This window comes from Spirosoma harenae (assembly GCF_054776975.1).
In genome coordinates this window covers 162,214-185,220 of the sequence record NZ_BAAHBD010000030.1, presented here as the reverse complement: position 1 = coordinate 185,220, position 23,007 = coordinate 162,214, and the positions used below count along the sequence as shown (strand labels likewise).

At 50.9% G+C, this 23,007-nt stretch carries 17 protein-coding genes; all 17 read left to right on the top strand.

Features of this window, described 5'->3' with window-relative positions:
- The first annotated feature begins 1 nt into the window (after position 1).
- On the top strand, positions 2 to 1,414 hold the full coding sequence (locus ACYVE4_RS27500; RefSeq protein ID WP_461043618.1) for a RagB/SusD family nutrient uptake outer membrane protein: 1,413 nt from the start codon (positions 2 to 4) through the stop codon (positions 1,412 to 1,414).
- 51 nt (positions 1,415 to 1,465) lie between these two features.
- Positions 1,466 to 2,164: an SGNH/GDSL hydrolase family protein gene (locus tag ACYVE4_RS27495; protein WP_461043617.1), complete on the top strand. Its 699-nt coding sequence runs from the start codon at positions 1,466 to 1,468 to the stop codon at positions 2,162 to 2,164.
- Entirely contained in the window at positions 2,161 to 4,971 is a 2,811-nt protein-coding gene (locus tag ACYVE4_RS27490) for a GH39 family glycosyl hydrolase (protein WP_461043616.1), read from the top strand. The genes ACYVE4_RS27495 and ACYVE4_RS27490 overlap by 4 nt, the downstream gene beginning before the upstream one ends.
- A 13-nt stretch (positions 4,972 to 4,984) precedes the next feature.
- A complete protein-coding gene (locus ACYVE4_RS27485) occupies positions 4,985 to 5,917 on the top strand; it encodes an alpha/beta hydrolase (protein ID WP_461043615.1) in 933 nt (310 codons plus the stop codon).
- Positions 5,918 to 6,144: 227 nt separating this feature from the next.
- Positions 6,145 to 7,296 (top strand): hypothetical protein, encoded by a 1,152-nt coding sequence (locus ACYVE4_RS27480; RefSeq protein WP_461043614.1) that lies wholly within the window; start codon positions 6,145 to 6,147, stop codon positions 7,294 to 7,296.
- Between the two features lie 7 nt (positions 7,297 to 7,303).
- The gene (locus ACYVE4_RS27475) at positions 7,304 to 8,824 is read left to right on the top strand and encodes a GH39 family glycosyl hydrolase (protein ID WP_461043613.1); all 1,521 of its coding nucleotides are present in this window, start codon (positions 7,304 to 7,306) and stop codon (positions 8,822 to 8,824) included.
- Positions 8,825 to 8,850: 26 nt separating this feature from the next.
- Positions 8,851 to 10,374: a GH39 family glycosyl hydrolase gene (locus tag ACYVE4_RS27470; RefSeq protein ID WP_461043612.1), complete on the top strand. Its 1,524-nt coding sequence runs from the start codon at positions 8,851 to 8,853 to the stop codon at positions 10,372 to 10,374.
- A gap of 11 nt (positions 10,375 to 10,385) precedes the next feature.
- Positions 10,386 to 12,020 carry a glycoside hydrolase family 28 protein gene (locus tag ACYVE4_RS27465; protein WP_461043611.1) on the top strand — a complete coding sequence of 545 codons (1,635 nt, stop codon included), beginning with the start codon at positions 10,386 to 10,388 and terminating at the stop codon, positions 12,018 to 12,020.
- Positions 12,021 to 12,041: 21 nt separating this feature from the next.
- Positions 12,042 to 13,553 carry a glycoside hydrolase family 28 protein gene (locus ACYVE4_RS27460; protein WP_461043610.1) on the top strand — a complete coding sequence of 504 codons (1,512 nt, stop codon included), beginning with the start codon at positions 12,042 to 12,044 and terminating at the stop codon, positions 13,551 to 13,553.
- Positions 13,554 to 13,555: 2 nt separating this feature from the next.
- Complete coding sequence (locus ACYVE4_RS27455; protein WP_461043609.1) at positions 13,556 to 15,274, top strand: sodium:solute symporter family protein; 1,719 nt, start codon at positions 13,556 to 13,558, stop codon at positions 15,272 to 15,274.
- Positions 15,275 to 15,292: 18 nt separating this feature from the next.
- Positions 15,293 to 15,994, top strand: a complete 702-nt coding sequence (locus tag ACYVE4_RS27450; protein WP_461043608.1) for an SDR family oxidoreductase — start codon at positions 15,293 to 15,295, stop codon at positions 15,992 to 15,994.
- Positions 15,994 to 16,701 carry an RraA family protein gene (locus ACYVE4_RS27445; protein ID WP_461043607.1) on the top strand — a complete coding sequence of 236 codons (708 nt, stop codon included), beginning with the start codon at positions 15,994 to 15,996 and terminating at the stop codon, positions 16,699 to 16,701. The genes ACYVE4_RS27450 and ACYVE4_RS27445 overlap by 1 nt, the downstream gene beginning before the upstream one ends.
- A complete protein-coding gene (locus ACYVE4_RS27440) occupies positions 16,701 to 18,788 on the top strand; it encodes a heparinase II/III domain-containing protein (protein ID WP_461043606.1) in 2,088 nt (695 codons plus the stop codon). The genes ACYVE4_RS27445 and ACYVE4_RS27440 overlap by 1 nt, the downstream gene beginning before the upstream one ends.
- 48 nt (positions 18,789 to 18,836) lie before the next feature.
- A complete protein-coding gene (locus tag ACYVE4_RS27435; protein ID WP_461043605.1) occupies positions 18,837 to 19,226 on the top strand; it encodes a VOC family protein in 390 nt (129 codons plus the stop codon).
- Positions 19,227 to 19,296: 70 nt separating this feature from the next.
- Positions 19,297 to 20,313: a zinc-dependent alcohol dehydrogenase gene (locus ACYVE4_RS27430; RefSeq protein ID WP_461043604.1), complete on the top strand. Its 1,017-nt coding sequence runs from the start codon at positions 19,297 to 19,299 to the stop codon at positions 20,311 to 20,313.
- A gap of 30 nt (positions 20,314 to 20,343) precedes the next feature.
- Positions 20,344 to 22,014, top strand: a complete 1,671-nt coding sequence (locus tag ACYVE4_RS27425; protein WP_461043603.1) for an alpha-amylase family protein — start codon at positions 20,344 to 20,346, stop codon at positions 22,012 to 22,014.
- Between the two features lie 183 nt (positions 22,015 to 22,197).
- Positions 22,198 to 22,950, top strand: a complete 753-nt coding sequence (locus ACYVE4_RS27420) for an IclR family transcriptional regulator (RefSeq protein WP_461043602.1) — start codon at positions 22,198 to 22,200, stop codon at positions 22,948 to 22,950.
- Positions 22,951 to 23,007: the final 57 nt, after the last annotated feature.

The following is a 23,007-nucleotide window of genomic DNA, read 5'->3' as shown; positions in this document are numbered from 1 at the left end:
CATGAAAGCCAAGCATCTTTTTATACTGCTATTTTGCCTTCTTTCGCTGGCCAGCTGTAACGACAACTTTCTGGCTCTGACGCCCGAGACGGATCGGAACACTACCAATTTTTACCAGACAGCTGCCGATTTCAATAATGCGGTTGTTGGTACGTATAATGCGCTCAAACTATCGGGCGTATACGGTACGTCGTTGTACTGGATGGGTGAAGTATCGACCGACAACACTGACTTTGGCGTAAACACCCGGCAAGCGGTTAACGTCGATAATTTTCAGTTCGTCGATCATACGTATACGTCGCTGAACGACATCATCTTCGCAGCCTGGCGGGATCATTACAGAGGTATTAGTCGCGCCAATGCTATCCTGACCCGAATTGAAGGGGCCAAAATCGCGGATAATCTGAAGATGCAGTATAAAGGCGAAGCGCAGTTTCTGCGGGCTCTGCTCTACTTCAATCTGGTTCGATTATTTGGTGACATCCCGCTGATTACTACCGAAATCACTACCCCTGATGGAGCTAGTAATTTACTCCGGACTCCCGCCGATGAAGTTTATAAGTTAATCATCAGCGATCTGCAAAGTGCGGAACAGGCACTACCCGTTTCCTACGGAACTGCCGATATTGGACGGGTGCCGCAGGGGGCTGCTAAAGCCTTATTAGGGAAGGTGTATCTGACCCGTAAAGACTGGGCTACGGCGGCTGCCAAACTAAAAGAAGTCATTACGTCGGGTAAATTCCAATTATTGCCCAAATACGCTGATGTGTTCAGCTATGCAACGCCAACCAATGCCGAAATACTATTCAACGTCCAATATAAATCGGGAAATACAGGACAGGGAAGCGGTTTTGGACCCGTGCAGGCCAGTGAGGGCGCACGCATAACCGGTGGTAATATGCGTTACCCGACGGCTGATATGGATATGGCTTACGAAGCGGGGGATCAGCGCAAAAGCTTCTCAATGAAATCGTCCTTCCTTGACGCCACCGGGCAGCTTATCAATCAGCGCTACGTTAGTAAGTACGTGCAATTCGGCGCCTTAGCCAATGATTCTGACATTGACTTTCCCGTACTACGTTACGCGGATGTGCTGCTGATGTATGCCGAATCACTTAATGAAGTAGGTTTTAATCCAGAAGCCGTAACGTATCTGAATCAGGTGCGTAAGCGGGCTGGGCTGGCCGATACGAAAGCCGTAGATCAGGCTAGTTTCCGACTGGCGATTGAGCAGGAACGCCGGGTTGAGTTTGCCTTCGAAAATCAGCGCTGGTTCGACCTGGTTCGGACGGGTCGGTACGTTACGGTAATGAACGCAAAAGGACTTAAAGTTCAGGATTTCAATACGTTATTCCTGATTCCGCAGCGCGAAATCGATTTAAATAAAAGCCTGAAGCAGAATCCAGGTTATTAAATCTGCTCTTAGATAAGCCGTAGTTTATACCGATTTTAACGCGTGTTGCCCATGAAACTTCCCCGAATCGTTCCCGTTGTCCTGCTTGCTTATTTACTCCTCGGGGCCGCTCCGTCGTTGCCGAAGCTGTACGTCATTGGTGACAGTATTTCGATGCGATATGGACCGTTTCTGGAAAAATATGTGCAGGGCGTTTGGCAGTATGACCGGAAAAGCGACGATGGACAGGCGGCTAAAAACCTGGACGTACCAGTGGGTGCCAACGGGGGCGATTCGCGCATGGTACTGGAATACCTGAAATTGAAAGCCCCCGATAAGTCGTTTCAACCGGACGTATTGCTCCTGAACTGTGGGCTGCACGACATCAAGCGAAATCCGCAAAGCAACGCTATCCAGGTGGATTCGGCCAGTTACCGCAAAAACCTGGAAGCTATTTATCAACTGCTGCATAAACGAAACATCAGGCTGGTCTGGATGCGCACTACTTCCGTGGAAGATGAACGGCACAACTCCCGCTCGAGCGCCTTCAAACGCTACGCCCGCGATCTGGATGCGTATAACGCGATTGCCGATGAGGTAATGCACAAGCATGGTGTTTCCAGTATTGACCTCTATACTTTTACGCGGAGTCTGGGCAGCGAGCATTTTGTCGATCATGTGCATTACGACGATTTCGCAATGCAGCTACAGGCGGGCTACATCGCCGGATTTCTACAAGGCCTGCTTCCCTTATCCCAAAACCGAAAATGAGCTCGTTCCATCACGCTTTCCTCGCTGCGAGTTTACTCAGCATTAGCCTGACTACTGCGTTTGGCCAGTCTCCTCCCGAGCCTAAAGGGTATCGAGAGATTGGGCAGTTGCGTCCGCGTTCGGCTAAGGAGATAAAAGCATCAACCTGGTCCATCGGTGGCGAAACCCTCGACCGCGATTATACTGATTACCAATCGTATAAATCCTATTTAGGGCCACTCGGAGCGAAACGTATACGGCTTCAGGGCGGTTGGTCGAAGTGCGAGAAGGTGAAAGGACAATATGACTTCGCTTGGTTGGATGCGGTGATTCCCGATGCTTATTCGCGAGGAGTATCGCCCTGGGTTGAGCTGTCGTATGGAAATCCGTTGTACAATGGCGGTGGTGAGGCAAAACTGGGTGGCAGAATTCCAACTTCTGAGGAAGGGCTCGTAGCCTGGGACAATTGGGTTCGGGCGATGGTAACCCGGTATAAAGCGCAGGTTCCAGCCTGGGAAATATGGAATGAGCCTGACCTGAATAAATTGAATACCGGCGAAGAAGTCGCAGCTTTCTACATTCGAACCGCAAAACTGGTACGTTCCATCCAGCCGAATGCCCAACTGATCGCGTTGGGCGTTGCTGGTGTGCCCGCAACGGCTTTTATGCGCCCATTCATGGAGCATTTAAAAAAGGAGAATGCCCTCGACCTGATCGATATTCTGACGTATCACGGCTACGCGCCGGTTCCCGAAACCTCCTATCCGAAGATTGAGGAAATGCGGCAAATGGTCTGGAGTTATAACCGGACCGCCGGTCTCCCCAAAATCACTTTCATGCAGGGTGAAAATGGCGCGCCATCAACCGCAAGCAACGTTACCATCGGAGCGCTGCGGCAGTATGATTGGACTGAAATCAGCCAGGCCAAGTGGGATTTACGCCGGATGCTGGGTGACCACGGACGCGGCATTGCCACCAACCTGTTCACAATCAGCGATATTCACTACGCTGCTGGCGACCACATGACGGGTGTCAATACAAAAGGCTTGCTGAAAACAAACCCAGACAAAACCATTGATCGGCCTAAACTAGCCTACAAAGCGGCTCAACACGTATTCACTACGTTCGACGATCAGCTAGAACTTCTCGACAAGACAAAACCAACTGTCAATCAACCAAGTGTATCCACTTTTCAATATCGTCACCACAAAAATGGCGGCACTCTCGTAACGCTATGGAGTGGTGAAGCGCGACCCGCCGAAACCTACGAACCAAAGCCGACCGACGTAACGATTGACGGTAAATTTACAACGCCCGTTCTGGTCGATCTGATCACGGGGCGTGTCTACGAAGTGCCGAAAAGCAACTGGAAAAAATCGGGCAATAGCTACACTTTTACCGCCATTCCGGTAGCCGATTACCCCGTGCTGATCGCCGAAAAATCGGTCCTGCCGCTCACAACACCTACGGGTCAATCCGCCAATCCAGCCTTTAAATACCTGGGCAAAATAGCGCCGAAACAGTCGCGGGATATTCGTTCGTCGAACTGGTCGGTGGGTGCCGAATACATGGACCGGGACTATACGGTTTACACCAACTGGAAAGACTATCTTGGCAAACTGGGTGTCAAAAAAGCGCGGATTCAGTCGGGTTGGGCCAAGTGCGAAAAGGTCAGGGGGCACTATGATTTTGCCTGGCTTGATGAGATCGTAAACGACATGGTACGACAGGGCGTAACGCCCTGGATCAATCTCTCCTACGGCAATCCCGTTTATTCGGGCGGGGGCGGCACTACGTTGAATGCGTCTATCCCATACTCGGGCGAAGCGCTGGAAGGCTGGAAGAACTACGTAGCGGCCATCGTCAATCGCTACGGCGATAAAGTAACGGAGTGGGAAATCTGGAATGAACCCAACTACAAAATCTCGATTCCCGACTACGCGGACTTCTTTATTACAAGTGCCGAAGTCGTAAAATCTGTTCAACCGAAAGCCAAAATAATTGCCTTCGCGCTCGGCAGTGGTGTCGATTACAAATTCGCCGACAACGTATTGAAAATCCTACAGGAAAAAGGCAAGCTCGATCTGGTGGACGAAATCAGCCATCACCGACATATTGCCAACCCCGACAATCGGGAACCGGAAATCGAGCTGGAAAAAGTGGTGGCCAACTACAGTCGAAGCGCCGGTCTTCCAAAGATTCGGATTCGTCAGGGGGAAGCCGGTTGCCCGTCGGAGTGGAATAAAAATTTCGCCATGAACAACTACCCCTGGACGGAACTGACGCAGTCGAAACACATTCTGCGCCGACTGTTGACCGATCTGGGCCACGATAAAGAGTCGTGTTGCTTCACGATCATGGATGCCAAAACTCCGCAGGAATGGAACCACAAAGGGTTGTTGCAGGCGAAGGAAGATATGACCGTGGCCTACGCCAAACCCGCTTATTATGCCTTTCAGAACCTGATTTCCGTGTTCGATGACCGCCTGGATCGGTTAGAAACGTACCCGTATTCGGCTAGAAAAGAGGACAACAGTACGCTATCGCTGTACGCCTTCGCCGATAAGACCAGCCAGCTTCAGGCCGTAACGGTCTGGATTAAAGACAACGTACCGTCGAACAACAATGAGCAAACCCTGTGCGATTTCACCTTTGCCAACGCCCGGTTTAAAAACCCGGTTTGGGTAGATTTAATCGCCGGAACTGTGTATGAAATTCCGAAAGAGAGCTGGCAAAAAAAAGAGAACGTGTTCCGCCAGATTCCGCTCTACGATTCGCCGATTCTGATTGCCGATAAGTCGCTTATCAGTCTGGCTGAAAATCAATAAGTCGTTACGTATCATGACTAGTACAATGGCCTATACAACCTATCTCCTGCTGGCAGCAACCCTGCTACCTGGACGAATGATGGCCCAGCAGGAGCCAGCCGTGCCGTTGTATCCAAACGAGGTTCCAAACTCGGTAGTTAGTACGCAACCCGAAAAACGGACGTACGATGCCGAAGGTCGATTAATAGCCTTGTCCAATGTAATTATTCCGCGACTAATCGTGTATCGGCCTGCTACGTCGAACGGAACTGGCATCATTATCTGTCCGGGCGGTGGTTACCGAAATCTGAATACCGAAAATGCTCGATTCATTGCCCAGCGCCTAAGTCAATGGGGTGTTACGGCCTTTGTACTCACATATCGATTACCAGCCGATGGCTTGATGCAGGATCGATCCATTGGACCATTTCAGGATGCGCAACAAGCGCTTCGACTGGTACGGCAGCGGGCAACGGAATGGCAACTTCAGTCCAATCGAGTGGGGATACTCGGCTCTTCGGCGGGTGGACACGTAGCAGCTATAACGGCAACGCAGTTTACGAAGGCATTCGAACCGGGAAAAGACACCACGTCACTACGTCCTGATTTTCTGGTGCTTTGCTGGCCTGTCGTCAGTTTCCGCTCCGACATTGCCCATCAGGGTTCGGTAAAAAACCTACTGGGCGATTACCCAACGGACAAGCAACTGGCTGATTACTCGCCCGAAGAACACGTAACAGCCGATACGCCACCGACATTTCTGGTTCACGCGGGCGATGATTCTACCGTGAAATTCAGCAATAGCATCCGCTTCTACGAAGCTCTCAAAAAAGCGAACGTACCGGCCGAACTACACCTCTACGAAAAAGGTGGACACGGCTTCGGCATCAACCCCGCTCTCCCCGATTCTTGGATGAGCCAACTGGAAATATGGCTGCGAAACCGAGGTTTTTTAAACCGAACCTGATAATCTAAAGCCAAACTTAATTGATGTAAAATAATGGACACCCCTAAAGTTAAACCTCCAATTAGCAGGTCAGTAAGGATAGCTTTTTGTCATCCTGACGAAGGAAGGATCTTAGACTATCCTTATTTGAAAGTCAGGATGCTTTAAGATCCTTCCTTCGTCAGGATGACAAAAAAAACACGGCCATTATTTACGTAAACTATACTCTGAATACAACCAATACGCTAATGGAAACACCCGGTTATCAACGCATAAAGAAAGCATCGCTGGATTTCGTCAACGCCATGAAAATCGGCGATAAACCCGGCGTGTATCGAAAAGAGAAGGGCGAAGGCGAAAGCTTTTACGGCTCCTACCATGCCGCTCACGTCCTGGATTTATTTGGTGAACTACACAACCGTCCAGCCGCTGATCTGGACATCTGGGCTGAGCAATTTCAGAGCAGACAAACCGAGCAGGGCTTTTTCTCCGGAAAAGCCTCGGAGTTTAGCCGCACCCGAACACTAGACGAACTGGAGCCCGTCTGGCATTACACCCGCGGGAACATCTGGGCGCTACGGATGCTCGACCGCAAACCCGAACGCGAACTGAGCTTTCTGGAGCCGCTACTCGATGCCGATCGGATATACCGCTGGGTAAAACACTACGACTGGCGCAATTCATGGTCGGCGGGTAATCAGGTGCTGGCAGCCGCTACGGCTCTGTTTGCCCTACGCGACTGGTTTGGCGCGTCGGAAGTCGACGCGCTGATGGAGAAAGCCATGTTTCCGGCTCTCGAAGAATTGCAGGACAGCCAGACCGGCTACTGGGGGACGCAGTTCGGGGCTGATCGCGACAACGGGTTGTTCGGGACCATTCACGTAGTGCCCATTTATTTTGCCTTAGGTTGGCCACTTCGGCACCTCGAACGTTCCATCGATTCAACGCTGGCCTGCCAGTTACCCGATGGTTCGTTCTGGCCGGGAGGCTCCGATTGCCCCGATTTCGATGGGGCCTATCAATTGGTGAATCTGGCGTCATTGACCGATTATCGTCGGGAGGATGTTGAAAAGGCTTGCCGACGGTATTTAGCCCACGCACTTCAGCATGAAAGTCCGGATGGCGTCGGCTGGTTGCTGCACCGTCGGGATAGCCAGCCTAACGACTGGGTTCCGCGCCCGCACTGGATCTGGCAGGAGGGCGACACGTCCGCCCGGGCTGAGCTGCGCGACGAAGACCCGAATCGCACACACATTATGCTGGGTTCCTGGTTTTATCCGCTTTCCATCGCCCTAGTGAGTCACCTGCTCGGCGATACCGGCTACGAAGGACCCTACCATTTCAATAGTTATTCATTACACGTCTGCAATGTGTTCAATGAACCATTGACCAGTTACTAATCAACGTATGGAAAATAACCGCCGTAACTTTCTGAAAACCTTGTCGGTGCTCCCGCTATCGGCATCGCTCGATCATCTGAAAACGAACGTATCGAATCCCGTTACGCAACCCGGTGATGGTCCAAAGGCTGCCCCCTTAAAGAAAATCGGTGCCGTCCGGTTAAAAAAGCCAACCGAAATCAAAAACTCGCCCTTTGGCATCGGCTGCGAAACGCTGGACCGCGACTTGTGGAAACCCAAAGAGGTCTATCCCTGGGTCGATAGTCTGCCGATCAAATGGGGGCGTCTGCAAACGGGTTGGGGACGAGTTGAACGGGAAAAGGGAAAGTACGATTGGGGTTGGTTAGACGAGAGTGTCGACGGGCTGGTGAGCCGAAACGTAACGCCATTTTTCAATGTGAGCTATGGCAACACCAATTACATGGCGGGGGAAGTTGGCTATCATCCGCTGGACTCTCCTGAAGCCAACGAAGCCTGGAAACGCTACGTAACGGCCCTGACCAAACGCTACAAGAACAAGATCAAGCATTACGAAATCTGGAACGAACCCAATCTGGCGGGCTTCTGGAGTCCCGACAAACCCAACCCCCAAAAGTACGTGCAACTGGTGCGGGAAACGGCTCCAATTATTCGCAAAAACTGCCCGGATGCGGTTATAGTCGGCGGGGTGGTTTCACAGATGCCAACGTATTACATCCAGGAAATGTTGAAAGCCGGACTCGCTGATCTGATCGACATTTTTTCGTTTCACCCCTACACCACTATCCCGGAATCCTACTCGGAGCGAACGGTAGCGCTCCGTAAACTGCTGGACCAGCATAATCCAAAAATCAAGATCTGGCAGGGCGAGAATGGCTTTCCTTCCGACCCAAACAGCACGGGTTATGGCGGAGAAGGCCCCTGGTCGGAAACCATTCAGGCGAAGGTCATGCTACGTCGGTTGCTTACGGATTGTTCGCTGGACATCGACATGACCTTGTGGTTTTTGATCGTCGATCTGCACGACTACCCGAAGGGTTCAGGTAAGGTGAATTATAAAGGTATTCTTCGGCAAAAGCCCGAGGTTAAACCCAAGATTGCCTACAAAGCGTTGCAACATCTGGGGAGTCTGGTGCACGGGGATGTACGTACGCGCAGCTCGATTGTTCATGCCGTAGCAGGTAGTGAATCGGCAACTGAGAAAGAGTATCGCCTGTTTGGGAATGGACTTAAAAAGAGCCTGGATGGGATTTGCACGGCGGTTTTAAATACCGACAATGGAACCGTTTTCGCGTATTGGTCAGGAGCGAAAGCTGCCGATAAAGCAGCTGACAGTACAATTCACGCGTTTTTCTGGGATTGGGAAGGCCGGGGTTTTACTGAACCGGTTCTGGTTGATCCAATCTCGGGCGATATTCTCGAACTGACGAATCACGAGAAAATCTATGATAAGGATAAATGGCGGGTCGATGCGGAGGCTCAGGTGTTTCGGCAGTTGCCGTTGCAGGACTACCCGATGCTGATTATGGAAAAAAGTAACGTAGCGTAACATACTTGCCTGAACCGAAACCAACCATGGAGAACAACCGTCGTACGTTTCTAAAGACACTATCGGTGCTTCCGTTGTCGACTTCGTTTACCGATCTAAAATCAGGATTGGCAGAAACGATAACGCCAGCGTGTGAGAAAGCTACAGCTGTATCGTTGAAGAAAATTGGTACCGTTCGCTTGATGAAGCCAACTGAAATCAAAAATTCGCCCTTTGGTATCGGCTGCGAAACACTGGATCGCGACTTGTGGAAACCCAAAGAAGTGTATCCCTGGATCGACAATCTGCCGGTCAAATGGGGGCGGTTGCAAACGGGTTGGGCGCGCGTAGAACGGGAGAAAGGCAAGTACGACTGGGCGTGGTTGGACGAAAGCGTGGATGGTCTAGTGAGTCGGGGCGTAAAGCCGTTTTTCAACGTTGGCTATGGCAACACCAATTACCAGGAAGGTGAAGTTGGGTTTTATCCATCAACGGCTAATCCGGTAGCCAATGCCGCCTGGCAAAAATTTCTGGTTGCCGTTGCGAAACGCTACCGGGGGAAAGTGCAGCATTACGAAATCTGGAACGAACCGAACCTGTCCGGCTTCTGGAAACCCGATAAACCCGACCCGAAAAAATACGTGCAGTTAGTGCGGGAAACGGCACCCTTGATCCGAAAAAATAACCCGGATGCGCTGATCGTCGGCGGTGTGGTTTCACGAATGCCCATCCTATATGTACAGGAGCTATTTAAAGCGGGCCTGGCGGATTTGATCGACATTTTTTCTTTCCATCCCTACACAACGTTGCCCGAAGCCTATACCGAGCGGACGAAAGGACTACGCCAGTTAATTGACCGCTATAACCCAAAAATCAAGATCTGGCAGGGCGAAAATGGCTTTCCATCTGATCCGAATAGTACCGGTTTCTCGGGCGAGGGTCCGTGGACAGAAACCATTCAGGCCAAAGTCATGCTACGTCGGTTACTAACCGACTGCTCGCTGAATCTACCCATGACGCTGTGGTTCCTGATCGTTGATCTGCACGATTATCCGAAAGGATCAGGCAACACGAACTACAAAGGTATTCTGCGGCAGAAGCCTGAAATCAAGCCAAAAATTGCCTATAAAGCCCTGCAACATCTGGGCAGTCTAGTACATGGTGAGGTACATACGCGGAGCGCTACGGTCAATACGTTGGCGGGCAAGGAGGCTGCTACAGAAAAAGAATATCAGGCGTTTGGCAACGGAACCAAGAAGAATCTGGAAGGCGTCTGTACGACTACGTTGAATACCGATAATGGTCTTATGCTGGCCTACTGGTCGGACCAAAAGGCATCCGACAATTCACCCACCGACAGCGTTCACCTGTTTTTCTGGGATTGGGAAGACCGGGGGTTTTCGGAGCCGGTGCTGGTCGATCCGCTATCGGGCGAGATTCTCGAAATCCCGAACCAAGAGAAGATGTTCGACAACGACAAATGGCGGGTGGGCGCCGAAGCCCAGATTTTTCGTCAGCTTCCCTTATACGATTACCCCATGCTTATCATGGAAAAAAGTAAAGTAGTGTAATCGCATTCACGATGAAGTACGCCGTTAACATTTTTCTTCTCTGGCTATCAATAGTGACCAGCGCTCTCGCTCAAAAACCGTCCGGGGTTTGGGATGTACTGGCCTATGGAGCTAAAGGCGATGGCCAAACGATGGATACCCAAGCCATCCAGGCGGCTATTGACAATTGTCATACTGCGGGAGGAGGAAAAGTGTATTTTCATAATGGTACGTTTCTGTCGGGTACGATCTACCTGAAAAGTAACGTAACACTCTACGTCGAAGCGGGCGCTACGTTGCTGGGGAGCCCCAAAGCCACTGATTTCCCTGACCAAACCTCCAGTTATCCAACCTACGACGAACATCCACTAACCAGCAAAGCCCTTATTTACGCCGAAAACTGTCGGAACATAGGCATCGAAGGGCGGGGAACCATCGACGGACGTGGCGATCTGATCGACAACCGGGGTCCCAATGATCCGTATCTGCGACCATCGTTCAAATACCGTCCGCGCATCCTGCATATTCGCGGTTGTGAAAATGTCCTGATCAAAGACGTAACACTACAGAATTCGGCGTCCTGGGTGCAAACGTACCAGGCTTGCAGAAATCTGGTAATTGATGGAATTACGGTCGACAGCCGCGAAAACAAAGACGTCGAGAATCCGAACCGGGAACACGCCGTTAAGCACCGCAACACCGACGGAATGGACTTGGTCGATTGCGAGGTCGTGCGCGTCAGCAACTGTTTCATTACCAGTGGCGATGACGGCATTTGTATCAAAAGTTTCTCGCCCGACAAAGCCTGCCGGAATATCAGCATCACCAATTGTCACGTCAGTTCGGGCGCTAGTGGGATCAAGATTGGTACCGAAACCGCAGGGCGTTTCGAAGATATCGTGATTCAGAACTGCACCGTATTCGATACGTGGGGCGATGGTTTGGCGATTATAACCGTGGATGGCGCTCAGATAAAGCGGGTTACGCTGTCGGACATTAGCCTGCGGAACATAAAACGGGCTGGGATTTTTGTTCGACTAAATACCCGGAACAAGAAGTATGGCACGAACGCTACCAACAATACACCGGCTTTACAGAACATCCTGATTGCCAATATTCAGGGGAGCCGACTAGCCGCTTTGGGGTGTTCAATCACGGGCCTAACTAATTACCCGGTCGAGAACGTAGTGCTACGTAATCTGAACTTTGAGTTCGAAGGTGGTATTACCGAATTCAAACCGACTGCGGTGCCCGAAAAAGCGGATGCCTACCCGGTCGGAACGATGTTCGGCGCTACGTTATCTGCCTATGGGTTTTACGTTCGCCACGCCCGGAACGTTACGTTCGATCAGATACAGTTGCGCTTCGTGAAAGAAGATCAGCGTCCGGCGTTGGTTTTCGATGACGTTGAAGAACTTGACATTCGAGGGTTGAAGGCGCAGAGCGTAGCCCAAACACCGGAATTGATCAGGCTGATAAACACCCGTAAATCCATCATTGCCGATTCGCGGCCAACAGCCGTTGTGTCTGTATTTCTGTCGGTTTATGGCGATAAATCTTCCGCTATTACCTTGACCAATAATACGTTGAGTCAAGCAAAGCAGACGTGCTTTTTTGAAAATCCGGCCTTAAAATCAATTGTCAAAGAATCTGGGACAATGCAGTAATCGGCCCAATCCATTCGTACTATGAATAACCTGATCAACATCTTTTTCCTCTGCCTGACGCTCACTACGGCCGGTTTTAGCCAGAAACCTACCGGTGTTTGGGATGCCTTTGCGTACGGGGCCAATGGGGATGGTAAAACGATGGATACGAAGGCTATTCAACTGGCCATCAACCGTTGCCACGAAGCGGGGGGCGGAAAAGTTTACCTTCACAACGGTACGTTTCTATCAGGTACGATCTACCTGAAAAGCAACGTAACGCTTTACGTCGAAGCGGGCGCTACGTTACTGGGAAGCGCCAATGTAGCCGACTATCCAAGCACCGCTTCAAAATACCCGACCTACGGCGGAGACCTGGTGACGGATAAAATGTTCATTTACGCCGAGGAAGCGCACAACATTTCCATTGCCGGGCGGGGAACAATCGACGGTCGGGGTGATGACTTTAACGGACCGTATCTGTCGCCGTCGTTCAGTGGCCGTCCCCGCATACTTCATTTTCGAAACTGCGAGAACGTACAGATTCGGGACGTTACGTTGCGTAATTCGGGGTCGTGGGTGCAGTTTTACCAGTCGTGCCGAAACATGGTCATCGACGGCATTACGGTCGATAGCCGGGAAAACAAAGACATTGAAAAGTCCCGTCATGCCGATGCCAAAGGTCGTAATACCGATGGTATGGACCTTGTCGACTGCCAAATCGTTCGCGTATCCAACTGCCTCATTATCAGTGGCGACGATGGTATCTGCCTGAAAAGTTTATCGCCTACCGAAAGCTGCCGGGACATTACCATTACCAACTGTATTGTAAGTACCAATGCGTCGGGGATTAAGATCGGCACCGAAACGAGCGGAGCGTTTGAAGACATTACCGTTCAAAATTGTACGGTCTTCGACACGCGCGTCGATGCGATTAGCATCATGTCCGTAGATGGTGCCCGGATCGAACGGATCAACATCTCGAATATCTCCGTTCGTAACGTGAAAGGCACCGCCATTTTTCTTCGACTAGGAGCCCGAAACCGGACGTATCGAAAAAATGCCCAGGCCACTACGGGCATCCTGAAAGATGTTTTGATCGAGAATGTACAGGGGTCCCGGATTGGTGGTTACGGTTGCTCGATCACCGGAATTCCGGGCTTCCCCGTCGAAAACATAACCCTGAAGCAAATCCGGCTTCGCTTTGACGGGAGCAACAAACCCCTACTGAGCGATGATGATACGCGAAAACCCGTCCCCGTCGCTCCACCGGCTGTCAATCATACGGTTCCTGAGAAGATCGAAGCTTACCCACGCGGTGAAATGTTCGGTCGGTTACCGGCTTACGGGTTTTATATCCGGCACGGCAAAAATATAACGCTGGACAATCTTACCCTTGATTATACCGATGAAGAAAACCGGTCGGCCATTGTCGTTGACGATGTTGATACCTTGCAAATCAATGGTTTAAGCGCGAAGGCCAGTCCGAATGTCTCGGAAATAATCCAGCTCAAAAACGTTCGAAATTCTCCTAACATGTCTAAATCAAACTAACCGTGCAAACCCTGCAACAACTAGACTACTGGGCCATTGCCATTTACATGCTTCTGATGGCAGGTATTGGGCTGTTTCTGGGCAAATTCGTTAAAAACATCGGCGATTATTTCAAGGGAGGCAACGCCATTCCCTGGGTGTCGGGAGCCATCAGCAACTTCATGACCAAGTTCAGTACGTTCATATTTGTCGCTTACGCAGGCATTGCGTATCAGCACGGATTTGTGGCGCTGACGCTGATCTGGAGTACGGTGCTGCCAGCCCTGGTGGGGGTGGCTGTCTTTGCCAAACGCTGGCGCCGGGCGGGCATCATGACGCCAATGGAATTTCTGGAAACCCGTTTCAACGCGCCCGTTCGGCAGACCTTTTCCTGGATGGGTGTGCTGTTCAAAATCCTGGACAACATGGTGCGGTTGTATGCGCTCGGCCTGTTTGTGAAAGCCGCCACGGGTCTCTCGCTGGAAGCGTCCATTCTGGCCTGCGGGATCATCGTGGCGCTCTATACGGTGGTGGGTGGTTTGTGGGCCGTTGTCGTAACGGATGTCGTGCAGTTCATTATTTTGATCGTCGCTACGCTGATACTGGTTCCGTTGACGATTCAGGCTGCGGGTGGTTTACCGAATATGATGGCGACAATTCCCGATCATTTCACCTGGTTAAACGGTCCAAAGGGAATGCCGTTGTACATGACGGTTTACTACCTGATGATTCTGGTCAAATACAGTGGTAACTGGACCTTCATTCAGCGATTTTACAGCGTTCGCGACGAACAGGCCAGCCAGAAACAGGGCATGCTAACGGCGGTATTTTTCTTCCTCTTTCCAGTAATCTTCCTCTTCCCGTCTATTGCCGCCAAAGCCTTGATTCCGAACCTCGAAAATCCGGAAATGGCCTACGTCAGTGTCTGTCTGAAGCTATTGCCAGCCGGCATTATGGGGTTAATGGTGGCGGCCATGTTTGCGGCTACCATGTCGGTACTAAGCGGTGAATACAACGTAACGGCGGGTGTCCTGACGCGCGACATTTACCAACGCCTGTTCAATCCCAACGCTACGGACAAAGAAATGCTTTGGGTAGGCCGATTGATGACGCTGGTTCTCGGCGGACTCATCACAATTGGGGCGCTTTACGTCGGTGGCTTCGGGGGGGCGTTTGAAGCCAATAAACTGTTTACGGGCCTGTTCGCCATACCGATGACTTTACCCCTGGTACTAGGAATCGTGCTCAAGCGGCCGCAGCCCTGGGGTGCCTTTGCTACGTTAGTCGTTGGCGTAGCTTTGGGACTGGTGCTTAATGCTATGCCGCAGGTTTCGTGGGAATGGGCGACGCTGATTGAAATCATTGCCTGCGTAGTCGTCTTCCTATTGTCGGGTGCTATCGGCGCTCAATCGAATACGTACCGTCAGCGCGTTGAAGCCTTCTTCCGTAAACTAAGCACACCCCTAACCGAAGCCGAGAAACCCGCCGAAAATCCAGGATTTATGCAGACCATGAATCGGTTGTACGCCGTCGCACTGGTCGTAACGGGTATTCTGTTTATGGCTATGAGCGTACCGTCGCTGGGCGAAACCAGTGGCCGGGTCGCGATTGGCGCGGGGCTGCTTTGCCTGGTCCTTTCGGCCATTATGTGGTACCGGGCCAGCCGACCGATTCCTTCTATTCCCGTTGCCAACGCTGCCCGCCGTCAGCAGCCTGTCGACTCGGCGGTTAACGACAACTAAAATCGAACGATACGAACTATGAATAATTTACAGAACAAAGTCGTCTTCATCACCGGCGCATCAAGTGGCATTGGGAAAGCGGCCGCCATCGCCCTGCTGGACCAGGGGGCTAACGTCTTCGATTTTAGCCGAACGCATCAATTAACCGACGAAGTAAGCCACGAAAATCTTCGCTCGTTTAAAGGTGATGTCAGCCAGGAAGCCGACGTAGTAGCCGGTTTTAATGCCTGTCAGGAAGCCTTCGGGCCGGTAGATATTCTGCTCAACAACGCAGGAATCGGCCTGACGACCACCGATCTGTCCACCACCGATCTGGAAACGTACGAACGGATGATTACTATCAACATGCGGGGCGTTTTCCTCTGCAACCGTGAAGTCCTCAAACACATGAAACCGCGAAAACAGGGGCATATCGTGACGGTCATTTCGATGGGTGGCCAACGGACCAACCCCACAGCGCCAGTCTACTGCGCGTCAAAGTTTGGCGCCCGTGGACTCAGCAGCGGTCTGGCCGATCAGGTGTTGAAAGAAGGAATTCGGGTGACGGATGTGAATCCGGGGCCAACCGACAGCAACTACTGGGGCGACCGGAACGTAGCGCGCGAAAAATTTCTGAAAGTGGAGGACGTAGCGCGGGTGATTCTCTTCGTGCTCAATCAACCGGAGTACGTCCTCATTCGGGAAATCAATTTTGACAACATGAAATTTCTGGCACAATAATGAACTCCAACGGAAAACACCACCCAGACGGTAAGCAACCCGTCCCTCCCTTCCCCATTCCGGTGTCGGAAATGCGGATGCGCTATCTGCAACTCTATACCGGCGCCATCAACGACGTATTACGGTTCAATTACAACTTGCACGCGTCTAGTCTGCCGGCTGCGTTTGCTCCCCTTCGCGAGGAAATGAAAATGGCTGGCATGGCTTTCACCGTCAAAGGTGGCCCCGATATTACGACCGAGGGTGAATTTGAAATGCGAGCGCAAATGCTCGAAGATTTGCATCAGGATTCCGTCGTTATCTGGGACTGTACGGGCGATTCAGTTACCTCACAGTGGGGCGAGGTGATGACGATGGCCGCCCTCAAGGCGGGCTGCCGGGGGGCGCTCATCAACGGCATCCGGGATACCAAAGCCATTCTGAATCTGGACTTTCCGGTCTTTCACAAGTATAAAACCAGCACCGGTATGCTTGGTCGATTTCGCATGTACTATTACCAGAAACCGGTGCAGATTGGCGAAGTCATCGTACGACCCGGCGACTGGATTTTCGGCGACATCGACGGGGTTATTGCGATCCCGCAAGCCATTGCTTACGACGTGCTGGTAGCCGCCGAAAAGATTGTACACAAAGAAGAAGGTATCAAGGACATGGTTGAAAGCGGCATGACGCCGACGGAGGTCGTGCGCAACGGAGGCTATTTCTGATGGTAGCCGTAAAAACACCAGCTCTGTTTCTGACCGAAGCCGAAAAATCCGCGATTCTGTCCAGCGAGAATAGCGCTGTCAGGCAGTTTCGGCAGGCGTTGGCGCTTCGGGTCGAACAACGACTGGCAACGCCTGGACTTCAGGGCGAAAGTCCGGCCGATCGTCGGGCCACGCTTGGCTGGTGGTATCCGGCGGCTGAGTACCTGTCCGATGCGGCTATGCAATACGCGCTCGAACCCACAGATACAATGGCGTTCTGGCTCCGAAATACTACGTTCCAGATTGTTCGGTTGCCAACAACCGAATGGGTTGGCCCCTGGTTTCGCAATCATGATGAACCGTTTACGGGGCACCTGGAAACGGCGCACGTTTGCTGGGGCGTAGCGGCTGTTTTGACATTAGCGGGTGACGTGTTTGCCGAAACGGAGCGGGAAGAAATTCGGCAGGCGCTACACGACAAAGGCATTGTTCTTTGTCAGCGTTGGTTAGCCAAAAACAATCATCTGGCCAACTGGCGGGGCATCATGGCCTCCGGCGCACTGGTTGCTTCGGCGGCTCTGGGCAATGAAGAATTGCTAATCGAATTGCTGCCGGACGTAGTGCGTATGGCGCAGGCATTCCAGCCCGACGGCTCGTACGGTGAGTCGCTGCAATACGGGAATTACCTGGCTAACGCCCTGATGCTGGCGTATGAATCGCTGATCCGTTCCTACCCTGACCTGGCTCATCAACTCGATGTGGATGCCTACGGGCGTGGGATGAGCTGGATGGCGCAGAGCATGCTATACCGTAAACCGATGACGAACTGGGGCGATTCGCCACGAGCGAGAGCCGTCAACTTCAACGACTCAGCCGCCTTGTTTAGACCCTCAGGTGATCTACTTTTACACGTAGCAGCGCGTGCTACCGATTCCGTTCAGGCAGGGCTAGCGCGCTGGTTATTTCAGGACTATTACGAACCTGATCCAACCCAGGGACCGCACGATCTTGCTACGTTCGGCATGGTGAATGACTGGGGATTTCTGACGTTGCCCCTACTGCTACGTACTCCGAAAGCTGTTTCACCAGCAGATGCAAACCTGCCGCTGACGACATCGTTTTCGAATGGCAATACGTTAGTGCGCGATGCCTGGAATGGTCAATCGGTGCTGGCTATTCAGGGCGGGAATACCGATGGCGTCTACGCGCCGGGTCATTTGCAGGGTGATTTGAACAGTTTTATGCTGGTTTACAATCGCGAACGGCTCCTGGCCGATCCTGGTCACAGTTGTTATCGCAACCTAATTCACGGACTGGAATGCGCTACGCAAACGCATAACACCTGTACGTTTCTACTGGAGCAGGATTCGCTGGGACTACAGGAAGACCTGGCGAAAATCAAGCTGCTGGAGCAACAAAATGTATTGGCTCGTCGGCAGATACGTACCGATGGCTCTATCAGTCCGCCGGTTGAACGCGGGGGTCAATTGGTTGCCGTTCAACGAATTGATGACGTATCGGTAGTGGTTTCAGAAGCAGCCGCTTCGTATGGAGCACCCATTCAGGAGTTTACGCGCTGCTGGATTCAGGTTGGTTCCCACGTTACGTTCGTGATTGACCGCATTCGGGCGAGCGAACCCGTACGTACCATTTGGAACTGGCTGCTGAATAATCGGGATGGCGAATCGATCATTCAGACCGAGGGGAACAGGTTGACCATGCACCGTCACCAGACAGGGTTAAAACTCTGGCATATCGGTCAGGGCACATTAGCTGGTCCTGTTTACGCCTATCTGCATGATGCGTATCATCCGGAGCCAGCTCAACGGGGTGAAGGACGGCCCGGAAGCGGTTTATTATTCCGCCATACAGCTACGCAAAAAGCAACCTCCATCAGTCAACTACACCTATTAGCCGCCGACGATCTGGCACACATTGACGCTTGGCAGGCCGAATTCAAACATCAATGCTGGACAATCAGCAAACCGGGCTTTGCCATTCAACTGACTGGCACTTACGAAAAGCACGTAGCCCTTTCGCTGACTGTCAACAAAAAGTCATATTCCATATCTAACAATGCATCTGGTTTTACCCTTGAACCGAGCTGACCAGTTGCGATTCGTTTAAAACCTAACCTTTATACTTCCTTCATTGATATGAACGAATCCCTGCTTCTGGGCGTCGATCACCCTGCTGTTGCCGCCGATGACGTTGAAACCCTAACCGACTGGTACTGTAAAGTGCTTGGTTACCAACGCTGGTTTCGTCACGACAAGCCAGTATGGATGCTGCGTGCCCCCGATCAGACATTGCTGGAAATCATGCCGAAAGATCAAACGCTACGTCCCACACGGACTACCTGGACGCCTGGCTGGTCGCATGTAGCGCTGCGGGTTGCCAATATTGAGCAAGCCATCACCTGGCTCGATTCGCAGGGTGTAACATGGGGTGGAGAATTGACCAATGCTATCGGCGGGGGCCTGGTGCGCAATTTCTTTGACCCTGAAGGCAACATGCTTCAAATTCTTCAAAGAGCGAACGAGTAAAAGAGCGAATATCAGCAGGAAGGTTCGCTCTTTTCTCATTCACTCTTTCACTCATTCAATTTTCAAAATCATGAAAGCTGCTTATTATTCTGGTAATCAACAATTTGAAATAAAGCCCGCGCAACCAGAGTCGCTTCCGGCGGGCATGGTCCGGCTTAAGGTAGCCTACTGCGGTGTCTGTGGCACCGACGTGCATATTTATCACGGCAAAATGGACCAGCGCGTTCGGATGCCGCAGGTGATCGGGCACGAAGTGTCGGCCGAAATCGCCGAATTGGGCGCAGGGGTTACGGGCTGGCAAGTTGGTGATAAGGTAGCGGTACGTCCCTTGCAGCCGGGGACTGACGACCCATCCGACAATGGACAGCGGCACATTGGTAAAAACCTAAAATTCATCGGTATCGATACCCCCGGCGGGATGCAGACGTATTGGAACGTACCGGCGTATACACTCCATCGTTTACCCGAAACGATGCCCCTTCAACTAGGCGCACTGGCCGAACCATTGGCGGTCGCTTGTCATGATGTCCGGCTTAGTCGACTGCAACCGGGTGAACATGCGGTGATTATTGGGGGTGGTCCGATTGGTGTTTTGATTGCGCTTGTCGCCAGGTACAAAGGGGCTCAGGTGATTATTTCCGAGCCGAATGAAACCCGGTTAGCCTTATGTCAGAAACTGGATTTACCAGCCCTGAACCCCGTGGCTACTGATCTGGTGAAAGAAGTAGAGATGTTTACAAATGGCGCGATGGCCGACGTTGTTTTTGAAGTATCGGGCGTGGCAGCAGGTGTTCAGGCCATGACGCAATTGGCGCGGGCGCGGGGCCGAATTGTCATGGTCGCTATTCATAGCGAACCCAGGCCGGTCGATCTGTTCCGCTTTTTCTGGCGGGAATTGCAACTGATCGGAACAAGGGTTTACGAACCCGAAGATTTTGACGAGGCCATCCAATTAGCCGCTTCCGGCAAATTGCCGCTTGAGCAACTGATTACGCGAATTTCGCCGTTAGAGGATATACAGAACGTTTTTCAAACGATTGATAACAACCCGGCAGGCATGAAATATTTATTGGATTGTACCGCTTAAAAAACGCTTCGAAATAAAACGTGTAAACGTATGCATAGACGCCAGTTTGTCAAACTCTCTTCATCCATTTCAGTGGCAGCGTTGTCCGGCAGATTGACCCATGACACCCTGTCGCAAACCGTCGCACTGAATTCACCCGATGAGGTTTGGGCCCAACTTGATGATACCTGGATTAGTCTGAAGCGTAGCAATGGCAATACATTCAGCGATACAGACGTAGTCGTTACGGTAAAAACCAACGGGAATGCCAGTGGAGTTTATCTGCAATCCCCCTCGCGACCGATAAAAGCAATTCGATTATCCTGGCGTTATTCGCCAAAACCGGCCGTCCATTTCCTCGGTGATCACTTTGAGCGATCGTATGGTGATCTGAGCTGGAAAACGCAACTACAAGACAACCGAAACCCCTGGTATATACTTATTTACGACGGAAAACAGACGGCTTGTTTTGGCGTGAAAACCGGTACTGGCAGTATCTGTTGGTGGCGGCTGAGCAACTCGAGTCTGGAACTCACTTGCGATACTCTTTCGGGAGGCAACGGCGTATTACTGGGCGAACGTACGCTTCACGCGGCTGATATTGTCACCCTGCAAAGTCGTGCTGATGAAAGCCCATATCAGACCGACCATCGATTCTGTGGGCTCATGTGCGCTAAGCCAAGATTACCCAAAAAACCAGTGTATGGTATCAATGACTGGTACTTTGCTTACGGCAACAATAATTTTGATCTGATCAAAAATACGACCGCCGTGATGGCCGATTTGGTGACTGATACGGCGAATAGGCCATTCTCCGTTATTGATGCCGGATGGGCTACGTACTCGCCTTTGTTACCGGGTGATGGGGGCTGGAACGACGATTTCAGTAAACCGAACCCTAAGTTCAAAGACATGCAGTTAATGGGCGATACCATAAAAAAGGTAGGGATGCGACCTGGATTGTGGATGCGTCCCCTCTGCGCGCGTCATGATGAAAAAGCCAGTCTGCTTGCGCCTAAAATTGCCGGTCGCAACAATCCCAAAATGCCGGTCCTCGATCCGACTATACCTGAAAACGTCGAACGGATAAAACGCAATTTCGATGCATATAAAACATGGGGTTTCGAGCTGGTAAAACACGATTTTACGACTTATGATATCCTAGGGCGCTGGGGTTTTTCGATGAACGAAAGCCTGACAGCTGCCGGTTGGAATTTTTACGACCGGAGTAAAACCAACGCCGAGATCATGCTTCATCTGTACCAATCCATGCGAGATGCGGCTGGTAATGGCATCTATATAATTGGCTGTAATACGATGAGTCACCTAAGTGCAGGCCTCTTTGAGCTTTGCCGGATCGGGGACGATACCAGTGGTAAAGAATGGAGTCGGACCTTGAACATGGGTGTCAATACGCTGGCCTTTCGGCTACCTCAGCACAACAAGTTCTATGCCGTAGATGGCGATTGTGTCGGCCTAACAACTAGTATAGCCTGGGAAAAGAATAAGCAGTGGCTCAGGCTATTGGCCGAGAGTGGATCACCACTTTTCATTTCGGCCCAGCCCGAGGCCCTGGGTGAAGCGCAAAAAATAGCCATTAAAGAAGCCTTTGCTAAGGCCGCCAAACCCCAGCCGCTAGCCGAACCAATCGATTGGCTATCGAATCCACTTCCGCAGAAATGGAAATTAAATGGAAAGATTGTTGACTTTACCTGGACGTAATGCTTAAATCCTCGAGTGATAGCGCAATTGTGCGATTATCAACGTATATCTAAAGTTGAAAGATAACCATTTTCAGAATCGAAACTATCTGTTTCTGTAAACACTTTCCGCGAAATGGATGAAATATGGACTTTTTATCAGTAACAAATTTATATTTTTCATTATAAAATATAAATCAATTTTATGATCCAAGTACTTAATAGAGCTTTAGATCTTTTAGAAAAGATTGCCATTGATCCAGAAATACCTAAATCTTTGAGTGACTTAGCAGATAATGCATTATTAAATCACGGAACTTGTGCTAACATCCTAAAGACCTTAGTCAATCGAAGTTATGTTGAACAGATTGGCAAAAAAAAAGGGTACATTCTAGGGGCCAAATCGTATTCGTTAACAGGAAACGATGCCTATCAAAAGGATTTGTTGGAGGCAGCTAAAGACGAAATGGATCGACTGACCCAACTAGTGAATGAAAACTGTTTACTTGCAATTCTTAAGGAAAATCAGCGGGTAGTAATTTATCGTACTTTTGCCGAACAGGATTTGCAGGTACATACAGCGGATATAAAACCGGTCTATGATTCTGCTTCAGGCCGGTTGCTATTAGCTATGCTCCCCAGGGAGAAAATTCAACGTATGCTTCGTAATTGTGGTTTACCATTAGGAAACTCTTGGCCTGAAATACAATCTGAAACCGAACTATATGAAGCGTTACGAATAATCAACCGAAATAAGCTTGCCATACAATCGATTCCATGCCGACAGGTTACGGGGTTATCTGTTCCGATTTACAAGAATAATTTAGTGGTTGCTAGCTTAAGCATTTACCTTCCTGAGTACCGATATATGGCTACCGACAAACTTAAATTGGTAGAATCACTACGAAATAGCGCCCAGGCAATTAATAATAAATTGCTCCGAAATTCGGTCGAATAAAACAGAGACTTTTTCTAGTTTACTCAGGAATTACATTACGTTATTTGTTGGCAAGAG

Excerpts from the sequence above, each read along its gene's own strand:
- ACYVE4_RS27460 (WP_461043610.1), top strand. The coding sequence starts at position 12,042 with ATGAATAACCTGATCAACATCTTTTTCCTCTGCCTGACGCTCACTACG.
- ACYVE4_RS27425 (WP_461043603.1), top strand. The coding sequence starts at position 20,344 with ATGCATAGACGCCAGTTTGTCAAACTCTCTTCATCCATTTCAGTGGCA.
- ACYVE4_RS27450 (WP_461043608.1), top strand. The coding sequence starts at position 15,293 with ATGAATAATTTACAGAACAAAGTCGTCTTCATCACCGGCGCATCAAGT.
- ACYVE4_RS27480 (WP_461043614.1), top strand. The coding sequence starts at position 6,145 with ATGGAAACACCCGGTTATCAACGCATAAAGAAAGCATCGCTGGATTTC.
- ACYVE4_RS27485 (WP_461043615.1), top strand. The coding sequence starts at position 4,985 with ATGACTAGTACAATGGCCTATACAACCTATCTCCTGCTGGCAGCAACC.
- ACYVE4_RS27465 (WP_461043611.1), top strand. The coding sequence starts at position 10,386 with ATGAAGTACGCCGTTAACATTTTTCTTCTCTGGCTATCAATAGTGACC.
- ACYVE4_RS27490 (WP_461043616.1), top strand. The coding sequence starts at position 2,161 with ATGAGCTCGTTCCATCACGCTTTCCTCGCTGCGAGTTTACTCAGCATT.
- ACYVE4_RS27440 (WP_461043606.1), top strand. The coding sequence starts at position 16,701 with ATGGTAGCCGTAAAAACACCAGCTCTGTTTCTGACCGAAGCCGAAAAA.
- ACYVE4_RS27475 (WP_461043613.1), top strand. The coding sequence starts at position 7,304 with ATGGAAAATAACCGCCGTAACTTTCTGAAAACCTTGTCGGTGCTCCCG.
- ACYVE4_RS27495 (WP_461043617.1), top strand. The coding sequence starts at position 1,466 with ATGAAACTTCCCCGAATCGTTCCCGTTGTCCTGCTTGCTTATTTACTC.
- ACYVE4_RS27500 (WP_461043618.1), top strand. The coding sequence starts at position 2 with ATGAAAGCCAAGCATCTTTTTATACTGCTATTTTGCCTTCTTTCGCTG.
- ACYVE4_RS27430 (WP_461043604.1), top strand. The coding sequence starts at position 19,297 with ATGAAAGCTGCTTATTATTCTGGTAATCAACAATTTGAAATAAAGCCC.
- ACYVE4_RS27435 (WP_461043605.1), top strand. The coding sequence starts at position 18,837 with ATGAACGAATCCCTGCTTCTGGGCGTCGATCACCCTGCTGTTGCCGCC.
- ACYVE4_RS27470 (WP_461043612.1), top strand. The coding sequence starts at position 8,851 with ATGGAGAACAACCGTCGTACGTTTCTAAAGACACTATCGGTGCTTCCG.
- ACYVE4_RS27445 (WP_461043607.1), top strand. The coding sequence starts at position 15,994 with ATGAACTCCAACGGAAAACACCACCCAGACGGTAAGCAACCCGTCCCT.
- ACYVE4_RS27420 (WP_461043602.1), top strand. The coding sequence starts at position 22,198 with ATGATCCAAGTACTTAATAGAGCTTTAGATCTTTTAGAAAAGATTGCC.